Origin of the sequence: Caloramator fervidus (assembly GCF_900108045.1) — a bacterium.
In the GTDB taxonomy this organism is placed as follows: domain Bacteria; phylum Bacillota; class Clostridia; order Clostridiales; family Caloramatoraceae; genus Caloramator; species Caloramator fervidus.
Map to the genome: position 1 here is coordinate 1 of NZ_FNUK01000001.1, position 16,608 is coordinate 16,608.

General features: G+C 32.2%; 18 protein-coding genes. 16 read left to right on the forward strand and 2 right to left on the reverse strand.

Annotated features, from left to right (window positions below):
- Together C4R78_RS00005 and C4R78_RS00010 are read right to left on the reverse strand one after the other, a co-directional pair.
- Positions 1 to 187 (reverse strand): transposase (locus tag C4R78_RS00005; protein ID WP_479722856.1); only part of this gene is annotated, 187 nt, incomplete at its 3' end.
- Positions 188 to 319: 132 nt separating this feature from the next.
- The gene (locus C4R78_RS00010; RefSeq protein WP_103895039.1) at positions 320 to 706 is read right to left on the reverse strand and encodes a DUF2680 domain-containing protein; all 387 of its coding nucleotides are present in this window, start codon (positions 704 to 706) and stop codon (positions 320 to 322) included.
- 140 nt (positions 707 to 846) lie between these two features.
- Between C4R78_RS00010 and C4R78_RS00015 the strand changes: the two genes are divergently transcribed.
- From C4R78_RS00015 to C4R78_RS00090, 16 genes are all read left to right on the forward strand, one after another.
- Positions 847 to 1,503 (forward strand): response regulator transcription factor, encoded by a 657-nt coding sequence (locus C4R78_RS00015; protein WP_173689723.1) that lies wholly within the window; start codon positions 847 to 849, stop codon positions 1,501 to 1,503.
- Positions 1,500 to 2,837: a sensor histidine kinase gene (locus C4R78_RS00020; RefSeq protein ID WP_103895040.1), complete on the forward strand. Its 1,338-nt coding sequence runs from the start codon at positions 1,500 to 1,502 to the stop codon at positions 2,835 to 2,837. Before C4R78_RS00015 ends, C4R78_RS00020 begins: the two co-directional genes overlap by 4 nt.
- Before the next feature lie 42 nt (positions 2,838 to 2,879).
- Positions 2,880 to 3,455: a nucleoside recognition domain-containing protein gene (locus C4R78_RS00025; protein ID WP_103895041.1), complete on the forward strand. Its 576-nt coding sequence runs from the start codon at positions 2,880 to 2,882 to the stop codon at positions 3,453 to 3,455.
- 17 nt (positions 3,456 to 3,472) lie between these two features.
- The gene (locus tag C4R78_RS00030; protein WP_103895042.1) at positions 3,473 to 3,976 is read left to right on the forward strand and encodes a spore maturation protein; all 504 of its coding nucleotides are present in this window, start codon (positions 3,473 to 3,475) and stop codon (positions 3,974 to 3,976) included.
- A 27-nt stretch (positions 3,977 to 4,003) separates the two neighbouring features.
- The gene (locus C4R78_RS00035; protein ID WP_103895043.1) at positions 4,004 to 5,344 is read left to right on the forward strand and encodes an MATE family efflux transporter; all 1,341 of its coding nucleotides are present in this window, start codon (positions 4,004 to 4,006) and stop codon (positions 5,342 to 5,344) included.
- A 35-nt stretch (positions 5,345 to 5,379) separates the two neighbouring features.
- The gene (locus C4R78_RS00040) at positions 5,380 to 6,828 is read left to right on the forward strand and encodes an RDD family protein (RefSeq protein ID WP_103895044.1); all 1,449 of its coding nucleotides are present in this window, start codon (positions 5,380 to 5,382) and stop codon (positions 6,826 to 6,828) included.
- Between the two features lie 49 nt (positions 6,829 to 6,877).
- Complete coding sequence (locus tag C4R78_RS00045; RefSeq protein WP_103895045.1) at positions 6,878 to 7,135, forward strand: metal-sensing transcriptional repressor; 258 nt, start codon at positions 6,878 to 6,880, stop codon at positions 7,133 to 7,135.
- A gap of 10 nt (positions 7,136 to 7,145) precedes the next feature.
- Positions 7,146 to 9,338, forward strand: a complete 2,193-nt coding sequence (locus C4R78_RS00050) for a heavy metal translocating P-type ATPase (protein WP_103895046.1) — start codon at positions 7,146 to 7,148, stop codon at positions 9,336 to 9,338.
- Between the two features lie 14 nt (positions 9,339 to 9,352).
- A complete protein-coding gene (locus C4R78_RS00055; protein WP_103895047.1) occupies positions 9,353 to 9,562 on the forward strand; it encodes a heavy-metal-associated domain-containing protein in 210 nt (69 codons plus the stop codon).
- 145 nt (positions 9,563 to 9,707) lie between these two features.
- Positions 9,708 to 11,633 (forward strand): methionine--tRNA ligase, encoded by a 1,926-nt coding sequence (gene metG / locus C4R78_RS00060; RefSeq protein ID WP_103895048.1) that lies wholly within the window; start codon positions 9,708 to 9,710, stop codon positions 11,631 to 11,633.
- Between the two features lie 40 nt (positions 11,634 to 11,673).
- Positions 11,674 to 12,420 carry a TatD family hydrolase gene (locus tag C4R78_RS00065; RefSeq protein ID WP_103895049.1) on the forward strand — a complete coding sequence of 249 codons (747 nt, stop codon included), beginning with the start codon at positions 11,674 to 11,676 and terminating at the stop codon, positions 12,418 to 12,420.
- Between the two features lie 183 nt (positions 12,421 to 12,603).
- Entirely contained in the window at positions 12,604 to 13,620 is a 1,017-nt protein-coding gene (locus tag C4R78_RS00070) for a ubiquitin-like domain-containing protein (protein WP_159945752.1), read from the forward strand.
- A gap of 89 nt (positions 13,621 to 13,709) precedes the next feature.
- Positions 13,710 to 14,261: a ribonuclease M5 gene (gene rnmV, locus C4R78_RS00075; protein ID WP_103895051.1), complete on the forward strand. Its 552-nt coding sequence runs from the start codon at positions 13,710 to 13,712 to the stop codon at positions 14,259 to 14,261.
- Positions 14,251 to 15,102 carry a 16S rRNA (adenine(1518)-N(6)/adenine(1519)-N(6))-dimethyltransferase RsmA gene (gene rsmA / locus C4R78_RS00080; RefSeq protein ID WP_103895052.1) on the forward strand — a complete coding sequence of 284 codons (852 nt, stop codon included), beginning with the start codon at positions 14,251 to 14,253 and terminating at the stop codon, positions 15,100 to 15,102. Before rnmV ends, rsmA begins: the two co-directional genes overlap by 11 nt.
- A gap of 40 nt (positions 15,103 to 15,142) precedes the next feature.
- Positions 15,143 to 16,138: a hypothetical protein gene (locus C4R78_RS00085; RefSeq protein WP_103895053.1), complete on the forward strand. Its 996-nt coding sequence runs from the start codon at positions 15,143 to 15,145 to the stop codon at positions 16,136 to 16,138.
- Positions 16,139 to 16,208: 70 nt separating this feature from the next.
- A complete protein-coding gene (locus C4R78_RS00090; protein ID WP_103895054.1) occupies positions 16,209 to 16,607 on the forward strand; it encodes a hypothetical protein in 399 nt (132 codons plus the stop codon).
- Position 16,608: the final 1 nt, after the last annotated feature.

Below are 16,608 nucleotides of genomic sequence, written 5' to 3' on the forward strand. Positions count from 1 at the left end.
ATACAACAGGATCTATGCTTGGTCTCCCATTATTTAAGCAATACATGTCCTTTACAAGATCATATATGAAATCAAAATTGATAGCTTTTTCTATTTTTCTAACTAAATGATCTTCTGGAACCAATTGGTCAACAGAGATAAATTCAACTTGTTCTCTACGAATTTTATCTTTGTTGATTGTTAGCATACTTATCCTCCTTTATTACTTCGTATATTATTATATTTCGACATAAAAAAAGAGAATCCTTTTTTTGTGATGGATTCTCTTTTTAAAATTATACTTTGTCAACAATCTGAAAAGGGCTTAAATAAGCCCTTTTTATTTTCTTCTACCTTGTGAAAATCCTAAACCATATTTTTGACCAAATTTTCTAAAGCCTTCTCCGTTACATAAAGCCTGATTGTTTTTTATAGCGTTATAAATTTCATCAGCTTGTTTTTGGGTTAAAATTCCTGCTTTTACCTTTTCATCTAAAATTTCTTTTCTTGCCTTTAACATTTCTTTTTTAAATTCTTCAAGCTTTCCAGCTTCCTTTGCTATTGTTCCAAAAGTTTTTCCTGATTGTCTTTCTTTATATAAAGTCTCTATACTTTTTCCTGTAAGTTTTGATGCGATGTCGATTGGTCTTGTTTTTGCATAGGCAAAGGCTGTTGTGCTAATTAACATTATAGCAGAAATTGCTATTAACAATTTTTTTGATTTCATAAAATCAACCTCCTTGATTTATTTTATGCTTTAATTATAATCCCAATTTTTGATGATAATATGTTGTTAATGTGTAGATTTTGTGAAGATAATTCAAATGTTCCAGAATTTGTATTATTATATTTTTAAGAGGTGATAATATGATTAAAGTTCTTGTAGTTGAAGATGAACAAAAGCTAAGGAAGGTTTTAAAGCTTTATCTTGAAAATGAAGGTTTTTTTGTTGAAGAGGCTGAGGATGGAAATGAGGCTATTGAAAAGTTTTTACAAGATATTTATGATATTTTAATACTTGATGTTATGCTTCCTGAAAAAGATGGCTGGAGTATATTAAGACAAATAAGAAAACATAGCGATGTTCCTGTTATTATGCTAACAGCAAGGGGAGAGGAAGAGGATAAAATATTTGGATTTGAACTTGGGGTTGATGATTACGTTGTAAAGCCTGCAAGTCCAAAGGAAGTTGTTGCAAGGGTAAAGGCTATTTTAAAAAGAGTTAAGAAAAATGAAACAGTAGAGGGACTTAAAATAGACAAAGCTGGAAGGGAAGTTTATATAATGGGTAAAAAGGTTGACTTAACTCCAAAGGAGTTTGACCTGCTTTTGTATTTATATGAAAGGCCTAATATAGCCCTTTCAAGAGAGCAGATTTTGAATGCTGTTTGGGGATATGATTATTTTGGGGATCTTAGAGTTGTTGATACACATATTAAAAACTTGAGGGAAAAACTTGGGAATTTTAGAGATTTTATAGAAACTGTAAGGGGAATAGGATATAAATTTGAGGTGAAAAAATGAAAGGGATAAGGTTTAAACTTTTAGTTTATACGAGTTTGCTTTTGAGTGTGCTTTTACTGGCTAATTATGTTCTTCAAACAAATTTAATTGACAGATTTTATTCTAATAATGAAAAAAATAAGCTTATTGGTTATGCTAAAAAGATTGCTTTTTATTATGAAGACATTAATAACATGACTAAAGAGGCTTTAAAAGTAGCTAATACTATAGGGGGAAGGGTTAGTATTTTTGACTCTAACGGGAATATGATTTTTCAAAGCGGAAACTATATGTTTGGAAGAACATATAGAATAGAAAGTAAGTATTTAAAACAAGTAATAAAGGGAAACTTGATTTTTACAACTGATGAAAAAATGTTAAGCAAAAGTCAGCTTATTACTCTTGGTTATCCTATAAAAAAAGAGAATACCTATGGTGCAATTTTCATTCATATTTCTTCCTTTACTTTGAAAAATGATGTTTCAAGATTAAAATGGCAGTTTACAATACTTTTTATATTGGCATTAATAATTTCAATTATAGGAGCAATTATATTAAGCAGTGCATTTACAAGGCCAATACTAAAAATAAAAGAGGCTGCAGAAAGAATTTCAAAGGGTAATTATGACATAAGGCTTGAAGTAAACTCAAAAGATGAGATTGAAGAGCTTGCAAATACTATAAATGATATGGCACAAAACCTTAAAAAGACAGAAAAATTAAGGCGTGATTTTATAGCAAATGTTACCCATGAGTTTAGAACACCTCTTGGAATAATAAAAGGTTATGCTGAGGCCCTTTATGATGATTTAATTCCACAGGGACAAAAAAAGGAATATATTGAAGAAATTATTGAAGAAGTTGAAAGGTTAAATAGGCTTGTTAATGAAAACTTAACCTTGGCTAAAATTGAATCTGGCAGTGTAACATTAAATAAACAGAAAGTAAACATAAAGGATATTTTATTGGAAGTAATAGATAAAGTAAAGATAATAAAAGGTAAAAGGCAAATAATATTAAATTGTTTTGATTTTTATATAAATTTAGATCCTGAATATATGGAAATGGCAATATTGAATATTTTAAGCAACTCAATTAAACATACAAAAGATGACGGAAAAATTGAAATCAATGTTACTAAAGGTGATAAAATAAAAATTAGCATAAAGGATGATGGCGAAGGAATTCAAAAAGAACACCTTCCCTATATTTTTGAAAGATTTTACAGAGTAAAGGAAAAGGGAGTAGGAGGCCTTGGACTTTCAATTGCAAGGGAAATTATAAAACTTCATGGTGGTGAAATTTTAGTTTACAGTCAAGAAGGAAAGGGAACTGAGTTTGTAATTTTGCTTTAATTTTTGAATATAAATTATATAGCAGTTTTTTTAGGTGGGGTTATGGTAAATAAGCTTTGGTTTTTTATGATTATTTTTGGGATAGCTTCTTTTATAATAAAGGGGGATAATAGTTTAATAAAGGTTATAACCGAATCCTCTCAAAGATCTGTTGAGCTTTTAATTTCCCTTGTTGGAATTATGGCCTTTTGGTCAGGAGTTATGAGGATATGTGAAAAGAGCGGTATTGTTGATATTTTTTCAAGATTTTTAAGCCTCCCTTTAAGGTTTATATTTCCTGGGCTTTACGAAAGGTCAAAACCCGCTTTTTTTAACATAATAATGAATATAACTAGCAATATGCTTGGGCTTTCAAATGCTGCAACTCCCTTTGGCCTTAAGGCTATGGAAGAACTTCAAAGGATAAATCCTAAAAAGGATACCGCCTCTGATTATATGGTTACATTTTTAATAATAAATTCAGCTTCTTTGCAAATAATTCCAACAACTTTGATATCTTTAAGGGCAAGCTTAGGTTCAAAGGAGCCTTATGACATAATAACCCCTATAATTATAACAAGTTCTGTTTCTATAATCATAGCTCTTTTATTAGATAAATTATTTCAAAGATTTAAGTAATCCTTTTAGGAGGTATTATGCTTTTTATAAGTCTTTTTCTTATTCTTGTTATGGTTTTTGCATACGCCAAGGGGGTAAATGTATTTGATGAATTTATACTTGGAGTCAAAGACGGTTTTTTAACAGTTTATAAGATAGCTCCATATCTTTTGACTATGATTTTTGCAATAGATATATTTAGAAGTTCCTCTGCCCTTGATTTTTTTATCAATCTTTTAGGTCCCTTTGCTGAATTTTTTAATATTCCTAGAGAAATTTTACCTATGTTTTTAATAAAACCTTTATCTGGAAGCGGAGCCATTGCTGTTTTGACGGATATTTCTAGGCAATATGGCATAGATTCTAAAGAGGCTAAAATAGCCTCTGTTATGATGGGTTCGACGGAAACTATATTTTATACTTTAGGCCTTTACTTTGGAATTGTTGATATAAAAAAAATAAGACACACCCTTTTGGTAGCTTTAATCATTCATTTTATAAGCACCTTAATTGCAGTTTATGTAGTTTGTGGTATAAAATAAATTATGATCTACAAAAGAGGTGGTACAATGAGGGATTTGACAAAAGGAAGCGAAGGAAAACACATACTTTTGTTTGCAATTCCAATGCTTATTGGGAACCTTTTTCAAGCGCTTTATAATACCGTTGATAGCATATGGGTTGGTCAAATAGTTGGTAGCAATGGCCTTGCTGCTGTTGCAGTAAGCTTTCCAATAATATTCATGCTAATATCCCTTGTTATGGGGCTTACTATGGGAGTTACTATAATAATTTCTCAATATTATGGTGCAAAGGATTTGGAAAACGTAAAAAGGACTATAAATAATACATTCTTAATGCTTTTATTGGCATCTTTTATAACCACCTTGGCAGGAATCTTACTATCAAGAAGGCTTCTTATCCTTATAGATACACCACCTGTTATATTAGAAAATGCTGATGTTTATCTTAAAATAATGTTTATGGGAATGCTTTTTATGTATGGTTACAATGGCCTTAGTGCAATACTAAGAGGAATGGGGGACTCAAAAACTCCTTTATATTTTTTAATAGTTGCAACCTTTGTTAATATTATTCTTGACCCAATATTTATATATGTTTTAAAACTTGGCGTTGCAGGGGCAGCTTATGCAACTGTTATTTCTCAAGGTGTATCTTTTATTATGGGATTTTTTTATCTTTATAAAAGATATGAGATGTTCAAAATAAAGTATAATCAGCTAAAATTTGACAAAGATATAATGCTCCTTATATTTAAAATAGGTTTTCCTATGGCTATTCAACAAACTTTGGTTTCTGTTGCAGGAGTTTTCTTAAATGCGATTATAAATAGGTTTGGTGCTGATGCTATGGCTGCCTTTGGAGCAGCATCTAGGGTTGAGTCCTTTATATTCATGCCTACAATGAGCATAGCTTTATCGGTATCCTCCTTTACAGGACAAAACCTTGGAGCAGGTAGAATAGATAGGGTAAAACGGGGATTTAAAGCTGCAATGGTTATGGGATTTATTCTTTCAATTTTTACTATTTTCATAACTCAATTTATTCCAAGGTATTTAATTCTTATGTTTACTAAAAATAAAGTTGTTGTAGAGCTTGGAGTTCAGTATCTTAAAGTTTTAGGTTTATTTTACTGTTTTTTCACCTTTATGTTTATTGCAAATGGAGTTGTAAGGGGAGCTGGAGATACCTTTGTTGCAATGCTTATAACCCTTGTGGGGCTTTGGTTTGTTAGGATTCCCCTTGCAAATATATTATCAAAGAGGATAGGGCTTGTTGGGGTTTGGTATGCAATAGGCATAGGTTTTTTAGTTGGAATGACATTAAGTCTTTCCTATTATTTTAGTGGAAGATGGAAAAATAAAGGTATTATAAAATCTGAAATTTAAAAGGGCAAATTGGGAAAAATAATAATGGTGATGTTATGAAGATAGCCATTATATTTTCCCGATTTGCCTCTTTTGTTATAGATTACTTGTTATATGGCATAATATATTATTTTTTATTAAAACTTGGAGTATTAGGTTTTATTATTGCTAACGTTATATTATTTTTATATAGGGTATTGACCTTAACCTTTTTAGGTGGCACCTTTGGGATGAAACTTTTAAAGCTTAAGATATATAACAACAGCTTTAAAAACGTATTAAAAAGGGAATTTTATAGAATTGCTTCTTGTTTTTACTATTTAGGCTATTTATATTCCTTTATAGATAAAGATGCACGATGTCTTCATGATATTGCCTCTTCAACCTATGTAGGATATGAAAAAAAGGATTTTAAGGATAAAGGAAGTATATTTATAAACGTTTTGCTAGTTTTATCCCTTTTAAAGTTTTCCTCAGCATTTTTGCTTAATGATGTAGGGCTTATAGGCCTTAAAAGGGTAGCCTCTTCTGATGAATACTTTCAAAGCTTTGAGGGGGATAACCTTTTAAGCTTATCCTCCGATGAACTTTATTTAAAAACCTTAGGAAGAAAATATACATCAAGCATTGATATAAAAGGAAAAAGAACCCTTGTTAGGCTTTCTAATAAGTTAAGATATAGTGAAATCTATAAGTTAAACTTTAATAAGGATAAAATTATAGGTGATTTTTTATACAAAGTAGACATCCCCCTGCAGTTTATAAACAGCGTAAATTTCAGGGGTAAATACGAGCTTTTGGGAGTATCTCCTATGGGGGATTTAGTTTTAATAGATGAAAAAGGCAAAATAATATCTAGATATAAACTTAAGTTTGACATTTTCATGTTAAAATGTGGAAGGCTTGATGGGGATGAATTTGATGAGGCAGTTTTGCTGGACAGAAACGGCAATGTTCAAGTTTTTAAATATGAAAATGGATTAAAATTAGTCTACAGTGGAAAAATAGGCGAGGACATAATACCTAAATGTTTTTACATTGATGAAGGAATTTATATTATTACAAATGCTAGCGACAAAAACTTGTTTTATCATTATAAGTTTGAAGATGGAAAATTTTATTTTGTGTATAAAAAGTATCTTAAGAAAAACGGGATAAACGACATATTTAAGTTTAATGATGGATTTTTGGCCTCTAGCGTTTATAGAAATAACATGTCTTTAAGGATTGGAAATATACAAAAGCTTGAATATTATGATTTAAATTTAAATAGAATATTAAACTTTGGAAAAAGAAAGGCAAGGCTATATGCCTTTTATGTAAGAAACGTTGAAGATGTAGTTGATATAGATGGTGATGGGAAAGAGGAGATAATATTAAAGGCTTTTGGCAGCTCTGATGTTTATGGCCAAGGTTATATGGTTGAAGTTTATAAAATGTCAAAGTGGGGGATTTTTTTAAATAAAGTTTTAAGCTTTTTAGAAGATTTTCTTGATTTTTCTTAAGCTTATTTTTATAATAATTACATACCCCGCTATGGTAGGGAGGGATGTTATGGACAGAGAAGAGGCCATTAAATATTTAAAAACTGCAAAGGGACAAATAGATGGAATAATTAAAATGATAGAAGAGGGAAGATACTGCATAGATATTTCAAACCAAATACTTGCAGCTCAGTCTATTCTTAAAAAGGCCAACATGATTATTTTAAAAAAACATTTAAACACTTGTGTTAGATTAGCCTTTATTGAAAATAATGCAGAGGAAAAAATAGAAGAAATAATTGAGATTATAGAAAAATTATCAAGATAAGGAGGATGTTATGGAAAAGGTTTTAAAGGTAAGCGGAATGACTTGTGCAGCCTGCGCAAAGGCTATAGAACGTTCTTTAAAAAAGTTAGATGGAGTTTTAAAGGCACAGGTTAATTTTGCAGCTGAAAAGTTATATATAGAATATGATGCTTCAAAGATCAGTTTATCAAAGATAAAAGAAACTGTAAAAAAGTTAGGATATGAGATTAAAGAGGAGGAAACAGAGGATCAAGGAAAAGATATTTTAAAAAATTTTATTTTAGCATCAACTTTTTCTATTCCTCTTTTAATAATAGCTATGGGTCATATGTTTGGTTTAAAACTTCCTAGTTTTATAAATCCCCATAAAAATCCTTTGAATTTTGCTTTGCTTCAATTTGTTCTTGCTTTACCTTCCTTGTATGCAGGAAAAAAGTTTTATAAAGTAGGTTTTAGAAATATAGTAAAAGGAATGCCAAATATGGATAGTTTAATTGCAGTAGGAACATCTGCTGCAATGCTTTATGGAATATTTGCTATTATAATGATTTTTTTAGGACATCATGAATATTCTATGGATCTTTATTTTGAGTCAGCAGCAACTATAATAACTTTAATACTTCTTGGAAAATATCTTGAGGCAAAAACAAAAGGGAAAACAAAGGAAGCTATAAAAAAACTTTTAAATCTCCAACCTAAAATGGCAACAGTTATAAAAGATGGTAAAGAAATCGTAATTCCCGCTCAGGATGTTCAAATTTCTGATATAGTTTTAGTAAAACCCGGAGAGAAAATTCCTGTTGATGGATGTGTTATAGAAGGTTATGCTAGCGTAGATGAGTCCATGTTAACTGGAGAGAGCGTGCCTGTTGATAAGAAAGAAGGGGATAAGGTTTTTGCAGCAACTATAAATAAAAACGGTTTTTTAAAGATTAAAGCGACAGGTGTTGGGAAAGATACGGTTCTTTCTCAAATAATAACTTTAGTTGAGACAGCTCAAGCTTCCAAAGCTCCTATTGCAAGGCTTGCTGATGTAATATCTGGATATTTTGTTCCCGTTGTAATATTAATAGCCTTAATATCCTTTATATCTTGGATGGTGGCAGGAAAAGGTTTTATATTTTCAATTACGACTTTTATATCTGTTTTGGTAATAGCTTGTCCTTGCGCCTTAGGCCTTGCAACCCCCACGGCAATAATGGTAGCCTCAGGTAAAGGGGCAGAAAATGGAATACTCATAAAAACAGGGGAGGCTTTAGAAATAGCTAATAAGATTCAAGCGGTAGTTTTTGATAAAACAGGAACAATTACAGAAGGGAAACCAAAGCTTTCAGATGTATATGCACTAGGTGAAGATGAAGATACTGTTTTATCCCTTGCAGCGTCTGTTGAAAGAATGTCGGAGCATCCTATTGCAAAGGCAATAGTAAAGGGGGCAGAGGATAGGGGATTAACTTTTAAAGATGCACAAGAATTTTATTCTATTCCGGGACATGGAGTTAAAGCTTTAGTTGAAGGTAAAGAGGTAATTATAGGGAATAAAAAATTTTTAGAGGAAAATAATATTGACATATCTGAAGGATTATTAAAATTTGAAGAATACACAAGCCAAGGAAAAACTCCTATGTTTGTTGCAAAGGGTAAGAAGCTTATAGGAGTTATTGCAGTTATAGATTTACCTAAAAAGACTAGTAAGGAAGCTGTTGAAAAGCTTAAAAACTTGGGAATTGAGGTTATAATGATAACTGGAGATAATAAAAGGACTGCCCTTAAAATTGCAAAGGAGGTTGGAATAGAAAAAGTAATAGCAGAGGTTCTTCCAAAGGACAAAGCAAAAGAAATTGAAAAACTTCAAAGGGATAAAAAAATAGTTGCAATGGTTGGTGATGGAATAAACGATGCTCCAGCCCTTGCAAAAGCTGATGTTGGAATTGCAATAGGCTCGGGAACAGATATTGCAATAGAGTCTGCAGATATAGTTTTAATGAAGGACGATCCTTTAGATGTTGTAAAGGCCATAAGGTTAAGTAAAGCTACTATAAAAAACATAAAACAAAATTTATTTTGGGCTTTTTTCTACAATGTAGTTGGAATCCCAATTGCAGCAGGAATTTTAACTTTGTTTGGAGGGCCAAAGTTAAACCCTATGATTGCTGCAGCTGCAATGAGTTTAAGCTCTGTTTCAGTTGTAATAAATGCTTTAAGGCTTAAAAGGTTTAGATAAAGGGAGGTTTTATCATGAAAAAGAAGTTATATATTGAAGGAATGTCCTGCAATCACTGTAAAAATCATGTCAAAAATGCATTGGAGGAGGGGGGAGTAAAGGTTTTAGAGGTAAATTTAGAGAAAAAATATGCCCTTGTTGAAGGAGAAAATTTAGATTATGAAAGGTTAAAAAGCTTGGTGGAAGAAGCGGGATACGATGTTGTTGCAGTTGAAAATATATGATTTTATTGACATATAACAATATTTTGTATAAACTTTTGTTTAAGTGAAAAGTGTAAATTTTGGGGAGGTATGAGGCACCTTGCCCCTTTGGGTGGGGTGCCATTGGTTTAATTAAGGTGTTAGGCACTTAAAAGGAGGGAAGCTAATGAAAGGGAAGTATTATATAACCACCCCTATTTATTACCCAAGCGATAAGCTTCATATAGGTAATACATATACAACCGTCCTTGCAGATGCTCTTGCAAGGTTTAAAAGGCTTACTGGATACGATGTGTTTTTCTTGACAGGAACCGATGAGCATGGACAAAAAATTCAAAGAATAGCAGAAAAAAAGGGAGTAACTCCAAAGGAATATGTTGATAATATAGTAGCTTCAATAAAGGAACTTTGGAAAAGAATGAATATATCCTATGATAAGTTCATAAGAACCACCGATGAATATCATATAAAAGCTGTTCAAACTATATTTAAAAAGCTTTATGAAAAAGGAGATATTTATAAAGGATATTATGAAGGATGGTATTGCACTCCTTGTGAATCCTTTTTTACTGAAACTCAGCTTGTTGATGGAAAGTGTCCAGACTGCGGAAGAGAAGTTGAATGGACAAAAGAAGAGGCATACTTTTTTAGGCTTTCAAAGTATCAAGACAGATTATTAAAATATATAGAAGAACATCCAGATTTTATTTTGCCTGAAAAAAGAAAAAATGAAATGATAAATAACTTTATAAAACCAGGCCTTGAAGACCTTTGTGTATCAAGAACCTCCTTTACTTGGGGTATTCCAGTAACCTTTGATGAAAAGCACGTTGTTTATGTTTGGATAGATGCCCTTTCAAATTATATAACAGCTCTAGGATATGGAAGCGACGATACTTCCCTTTATCAAAAATATTGGCCAGCTGATGTTCATCTTGTTGGAAAGGATATAGTAAGATTCCACACTATAATTTGGCCTATAATGCTTATGGCTCTTGATTTGCCTCTTCCTAAGAGGGTTTATGGACATGGTTGGCTTTTAGTTGATGGAGGAAAGATGTCAAAGTCAAAGGGGAATGTGGTGGACCCTGTTGTTTTAACAGAACATTTTGGAGTAGATGCTGTAAGATATTATCTTTTAAAGGAAATAACCTTTGAAAACGATGGAAACTTTAGTAGCGAAATGTTTATAAAAAGAATAAACTCAGACCTTGCAAATGACCTTGGAAACTTAGTATCAAGAACCCTTACCATGATTGAAAAATACTTTGGAGGAAAAATTGAAAAGACATCTTCAGAAGATGAATATGATAAAGACCTTAAAAATGTTGCCCTTGAAGTGCCAAGAAATGTTGAAAAACTCATGGATGACTTAAAGGTTTCTGAAGCCCTTGATGAGATTTGGCGTCTTGTAAGAAGGGCAAATAAATACATAGATGAAACAATGCCTTGGGCTTTAGCAAAGGATGAGGCAAACAAGGAAAGATTAAAGGCGGTTTTATACAATTTAACTGAAGCTATAAGAATAATTTCAGTTCTTATATCATCCTTTATGCCAGATTCATCAGAAAAGATAAACAAACAATTTAATTTTAAAGAAAGATTTTTAACTTGGGACAGCATATTAGAGTTTGGTGTTTTAGATAATACAGAAGTTAAAAGAGGAGAAATACTATTCCCAAGAATAGATGTTGAAAAGAAACTTGAAGAGCTTGAAAGATTGTATGGCAAAAAGGAGGATAAAAAGATGGTTCCTATAAAGCCTGAGATAACTATTGAGGATTTTGACAAGATAGACCTTAGAGTTGTAAAGATTTTAGAAGCTGAGAAAATAAAGGGAGCAGATAAGCTTTTAAAACTTAAGGTTGACCTTGGTGGAGAAGAAAGACAAATAGTTTCAGGAATTGCAAAACATTATGAGCCTGAAAAACTTATAGGAAAGAAGGTTATACTTGTTGCTAATCTAAAACCTGTTAAATTAAGAGGGGTAGAATCCTTTGGAATGATTCTTGCAGCATCCACTGAGGATAAAGAAAAGCTAGTTCTTGCAACTGTAGATGATGACATAGAAACAGGAAGTCAAGTAAAGTAAGGGGCTAAAAGCCCCTTTTACTTACAAAGGAGGGATATAAATGTTTGATTCCCATGCCCATTATGATGATAAAGCCTTTTCTAATGATAGGGATGAGGTTATAAAAAAGCTTAAGGATTTTAAAGTTGAAGCAGTTTTGAATTGTGCATCAAGCATAGAATCCTGTTATAAAACTTTAGAGCTTGTTAAAAAGTATGACTTTTTTTATGGTGCTTTAGGAGTTCATCCTGAGTTTTCAAAGGATGTTGATATAAACTTAATAGGGGACCTTGCGCAAAATGAAAAGATTGTTGCAATAGGTGAAATAGGCCTTGATTATTATTGGGATTATGATAGAAATATCCAGATGAAGGCCTTTAAAGAGCAGCTTGACCTTGCAAGGCAGCTTGACCTTCCAGTTGTAATTCACAACAGAGAAGCCCATGAAGATACTTTAAAAGTTTTAAAGGAGTTTAAAGGTTTAAGGGGAGTTTTACACTGTTTTTCAGGCAGCCTAGAGATGGCAAAGGAGTTTATAAAGCTTGGATATTTATTAGGTTTTACAGGGGTTGTTACCTTTAAAAACGCTAAAAAGACTGTTGAGGTTGTAAAAAATGTTCCTCTTGAATATATATTAGTAGAAACAGATTGCCCATACATGGCTCCTCATCCTCATAGGGGAGAGAGGAATGACTCTTCTTATTTAAGGTTTATAATAGAAAAGATAGCAGAAATTAAAGAGACTACCTTTGAAAATGTAAAGCAAAAAACTTTTGAAAACGCAGCAAATCTTTTTAACATTTTTTAATCTTGAGCATATTATAATAAAAAATGGGAATAATTCATAGAAAGGGTATATGTTGCCTCTTTTCATAAGGGGGAGGGAAGCGGAATCATTCATATTTTATTAATAAAAAGTTAAAATTTGACAAAATTTGTCGATTAAATTATAATCTTAAAAGTCCCATGCCCTATGAAAGGAGGTAGATATATGAAGGGAACATTAAAATCCCGGGCTGTTATTTTAGCTGTGGCGTTTATTGTTTTAATTTTGTCAGTAAGCTTCACAGCTAAAAGAAGGGTTACTGTTGTTTGCGATGGAAAAACAAAAACTATTACAACCAGCGCAAAAACAGTAGGGACGCTGCTTGAGGAAAATGGCATATACATAGGAGAAAAGGACATAATAAGACCTAATATAGATACTAAAGTTAAAGACGGAATGATTATTTTAATAAAAAGGGCAGTTCCTGTTACCATCAAGGTGGATGGGAAGGTATTAAAAGTAAAATCTGCTGAGGGCACAGTTGAAAAACTTTTAAAAAGCGAAGGTATAAATTTAAACGAAAAGGATAAGGTTTTCCCAAGTCTAGATTCAATTGTAAAGCCAAATATGGAAATTAAAATAACCCGCGTTGTAGAAAAAGTCGAAGTTTTATCAAAACCAATCCCGTTTAAAGTTATTAAAAAGCCTAACAACGACATGCTAAAGGGCAGTATAAAGGTCATCCAAGAAGGGATGGAAGGCATCCTTGAGGTAAAAACAAAGGTTGTCCTTGAAGATGGAAAGGTAATTTCAACAAAGAAAATTTCAGAGGTTATAAAAAAACGCCCTGTAGATAAAATAGTTTACGTAGGCACGTTGGGATTTTTTACTCCCTCAAGAGGAGGGGAACCTATAGCTTATGTAAGAAAACTTACCATGAAGGCAACCAAGTACACATCAAGCTATGAATGTACCGGCAAGCGCCCGGGGGATAGAGGATTTGGAAGGACTGCAACAGGAACAATAGCAAGAAGAAATAAAAATGGGTTTTCAACTGTTGCCGTTGACCCTGATGTTATTCCCCTTGGAACAAGGCTTTATATAGAAGATTATGGTTTTGCCATAGCAGAGGATACAGGGGGAGCAGTAAAGGGATATATGATAGACCTTTACTTTGAGCCCGGGACAGAAGAATTTAGAAACTGGAGAACAAAATATGTTGATGTTTATATTCTAAGATAAGGCAGCTTTGCTGCCTTATATTTTATTATTTTAAAATTTAAACTTTTGTATTAAGATTATAATAAAGCTAATTATCAGGGAGGGAAAGGATGATAAAGGAAGTAATCATTGTAGAAGGAAAAGGAGATCTTCTTGCAGTAAAAAGGGCGGTTGATGCCGACTGTATAGTAACAAGTGGATTTGGGCTTAATAAAAAAATAATTGAAGATATAAAAAATGCCTATGAAAAAAGGGGTATAATAATATTTACAGACCCAGATTTTTCAGGGGAAAAAATAAGGGAAAAACTTACAAAGCTTTTTCCAAAGGCAAAGCACGCTTTTTTGCCAAGGGAGTCCGCTGAAAAGGATGGGGATATAGGGATTGAAAATGCTTCAAAGGAAGCAATAATAGAAGCTCTTTCAAAGGTAAAAACCGAGTATTTTGAGGACAGATGCGAATTTACCTATGAGGATCTTTATAAAAATAAACTTACAGGTTTTGAAAATTCATCCCTTTTAAGGGATCTTTTAGGAAGGGAGCTTGGAATAGGTTATTGCAATGCTAAAACCTTCTTAAAGAGATTAAACAGATATGGAATTACAAGGGAAGAATTTGAAAAAGCACTAAAGAAGATAGAGGTGAAAGTAAATGGGACTTAGAAGTAAAACAATGGACATAGTTAAATATTTTGAATTTAAGTTTAACAAAAACCTTGGCCAAAACTTTCTTGTTGATGAAAATATATTAAAGAAAATAATAGATGCAGCAGAGCTTGATGAAAACACCTGTGTAATTGAAATAGGCCCTGGAATTGGAACTTTAACTCAAGAGATGGCAAGGAAGGCTAAAAAGGTTGTTGCAATTGAAATAGATAAAAACCTTATACCTATTTTAAATGAAACCCTAGCAAACTTTGACAACATAAAGATAATCCATGCTGATGCTTTAAAGGTTGATTTTAACAAAATAATTGAAGAGGAAAATTTAGAAAATGTAAAGGTGGTTGCAAACCTTCCATATTATGTAACAACTCCAATAATAACAAAGCTTTTAAATGAAAAAGTAAAAGTAAGCTCTATGATAATAATGATTCAAAAAGAAGTTGCAGAAAGGATAGTTGCAAAACCAAATACCGATGAATACGGAAGTTTATCCCTCCTTTGTCAGTATCACTGTGAGGTTAAAAAAATATGCAAAGTGTCCCCTAACTGTTTTGTTCCCCCTCCTAAAGTAGAATCTATGGTTATAAGGCTTGATGTTATGGACAAAAAAAGGGTTGATGTTTTAGACGAGACATTATTTTTTAACGTTATAAAGGCTGCCTTTAACATGAGAAGAAAAACCTTATACAACGCTTTAAAGCCTGTTGTAGGAGATGAAAATCTTCTTTTAGATGTATTAAATAAGTCAAACATAGACCCAAAAAGAAGGGGAGAGACCTTGACAATAGAAGAATTTGCCCTCCTTGCAAATAATATAAGTAAATTAAAAGGGGAATGATGCATATAATATATTGATGAATTTTTTAGGAGGGGAAAGGGTGACTAATAAAAAGTCATATTCAAGATATTTTATAATATTCCAAGAAGATGACAAAGGATTTGCCATTGAATCTGACAAGCCTCCTACAGGATATGCAAAAATAGAAAATAAAAATGGAAGGTCAAAGGTAACCTTTTATGTTCAAAACCTTTTAGTAGAAAAAGGGCCCTATACTGCTTGCCTTATTGATGCAACTAAAAATCCTCCTGTTGTTGCAAAGCTTGGAAACATAAACATAAATGAAAACGGGATGGGAGAGACTTGGTGGGAATTTAGAGAAGATGATATTGCAAATACCGGGCACCATATAGACAGGTTTAACGTAGCCTGTGTTTTAACACAAGAAAACCTTTTCCCACTTTCAGGTCAGGTTGGAAGGGAAAATACAAACTGGAAGGAAAAATTATTAAACTTAGAAAGAGAAGAATCAGAACAAAAAGAAGAGGAGAAGGAGGAAAAAGAAGATACACAAGAGGCTAAAAAATTTGAAGAATACGAAAAAGCCATAAAGGAGGCTATAAAAAACATAGAAAAAGAGCATAAAGAGGATATTAAAAATGAAGATGAAGACATAAAACCTTCAAGACAAATAAAAGAAGGGGATTTTGCAAAGGTATTTCATAATATATTAAAGGACCTTGAAGAAGTTAAAATAGAAACTGAATTTGAAAACACAAGATGGTGGAAAATTCCTCTTGAAAGGCCTTATTTTGAACCTAAATACATGCCTTATTACTGCATAATTTACCACCTTTTGCTTGCTTATCCTTATATAAATTATCTAACATGGACAAGAAAAAGTGGATACTACTACTTTGGAATAAAATATGATGACGATGGAGAAATAGACTATGTTATTTATGGAATAGAAGGAGAAAACAACCCAAAGGATCAACCTTTCTTTGGAGCTACAGGATTTAGAAGATGGGTAGGATTTCAAGATAAAGGCATGTGGGTTATGGTTTACAATCCTTGGACTGGAATGATAATTTAGGGCACAAGCTTGTGCCCTTTTGTTTTGTAATATATACTTATAGGTAGAAAAATTGCAAAAGAGGTGGGTTATGAGAAGGTTTATATTACAGGGAATAAAGAAAAGTTTTATCTACAGCCTTGTATCTTTAGTTTTGATTTTAGTAGTTTCCCTTATCTTTTCTTTTATAAAGGGCACAAGTTTTTTAAAGCTTTCCTATACCCTTCTTTATGCTTTAGGGGCTTTTTCTTCCATATTTTCTGTTCCCTACTTTTTTAAAAAGGATGAGGACCCTAAAATTGCCCTGTATAGAAGAAAAAACCCTTTATTTGGATTTTACAGCATATTTGACAATCCCTATGCGGAAAGGGCAGAGCTTGAATCCATAGAGGAGTTTAAAGGGGAAGGATTTTGGATAGGAGTTTTTATAGTTCTTTATTCTATATTAATTCTTATTTTTGCTGTTTTAGTTGAAAAAATTTATTACTAAG

Bases quoted from the DNA above. Each gene is read 5' to 3' on its own strand.
- C4R78_RS00010 (WP_103895039.1), bottom strand. From the start codon at position 706: ATGAAATCAAAAAAATTGTTAATAGCAATTTCTGCTATAATGTTAATT.
- C4R78_RS00015 (WP_173689723.1), top strand. From the start codon at position 847: ATGATTAAAGTTCTTGTAGTTGAAGATGAACAAAAGCTAAGGAAGGTT.
- C4R78_RS00020 (WP_103895040.1), top strand. From the start codon at position 1,500: ATGAAAGGGATAAGGTTTAAACTTTTAGTTTATACGAGTTTGCTTTTG.
- C4R78_RS00025 (WP_103895041.1), top strand. From the start codon at position 2,880: ATGGTAAATAAGCTTTGGTTTTTTATGATTATTTTTGGGATAGCTTCT.
- C4R78_RS00030 (WP_103895042.1), top strand. From the start codon at position 3,473: ATGCTTTTTATAAGTCTTTTTCTTATTCTTGTTATGGTTTTTGCATAC.
- C4R78_RS00035 (WP_103895043.1), top strand. From the start codon at position 4,004: ATGAGGGATTTGACAAAAGGAAGCGAAGGAAAACACATACTTTTGTTT.
- C4R78_RS00040 (WP_103895044.1), top strand. From the start codon at position 5,380: ATGAAGATAGCCATTATATTTTCCCGATTTGCCTCTTTTGTTATAGAT.
- C4R78_RS00045 (WP_103895045.1), top strand. From the start codon at position 6,878: ATGGACAGAGAAGAGGCCATTAAATATTTAAAAACTGCAAAGGGACAA.
- C4R78_RS00050 (WP_103895046.1), top strand. From the start codon at position 7,146: ATGGAAAAGGTTTTAAAGGTAAGCGGAATGACTTGTGCAGCCTGCGCA.
- C4R78_RS00055 (WP_103895047.1), top strand. From the start codon at position 9,353: ATGAAAAAGAAGTTATATATTGAAGGAATGTCCTGCAATCACTGTAAA.
- metG (WP_103895048.1), top strand. From the start codon at position 9,708: ATGAAAGGGAAGTATTATATAACCACCCCTATTTATTACCCAAGCGAT.
- C4R78_RS00065 (WP_103895049.1), top strand. From the start codon at position 11,674: ATGTTTGATTCCCATGCCCATTATGATGATAAAGCCTTTTCTAATGAT.
- C4R78_RS00070 (WP_159945752.1), top strand. From the start codon at position 12,604: ATGAAGGGAACATTAAAATCCCGGGCTGTTATTTTAGCTGTGGCGTTT.
- rnmV (WP_103895051.1), top strand. From the start codon at position 13,710: ATGATAAAGGAAGTAATCATTGTAGAAGGAAAAGGAGATCTTCTTGCA.
- rsmA (WP_103895052.1), top strand. From the start codon at position 14,251: ATGGGACTTAGAAGTAAAACAATGGACATAGTTAAATATTTTGAATTT.
- C4R78_RS00090 (WP_103895054.1), top strand. From the start codon at position 16,209: ATGAGAAGGTTTATATTACAGGGAATAAAGAAAAGTTTTATCTACAGC.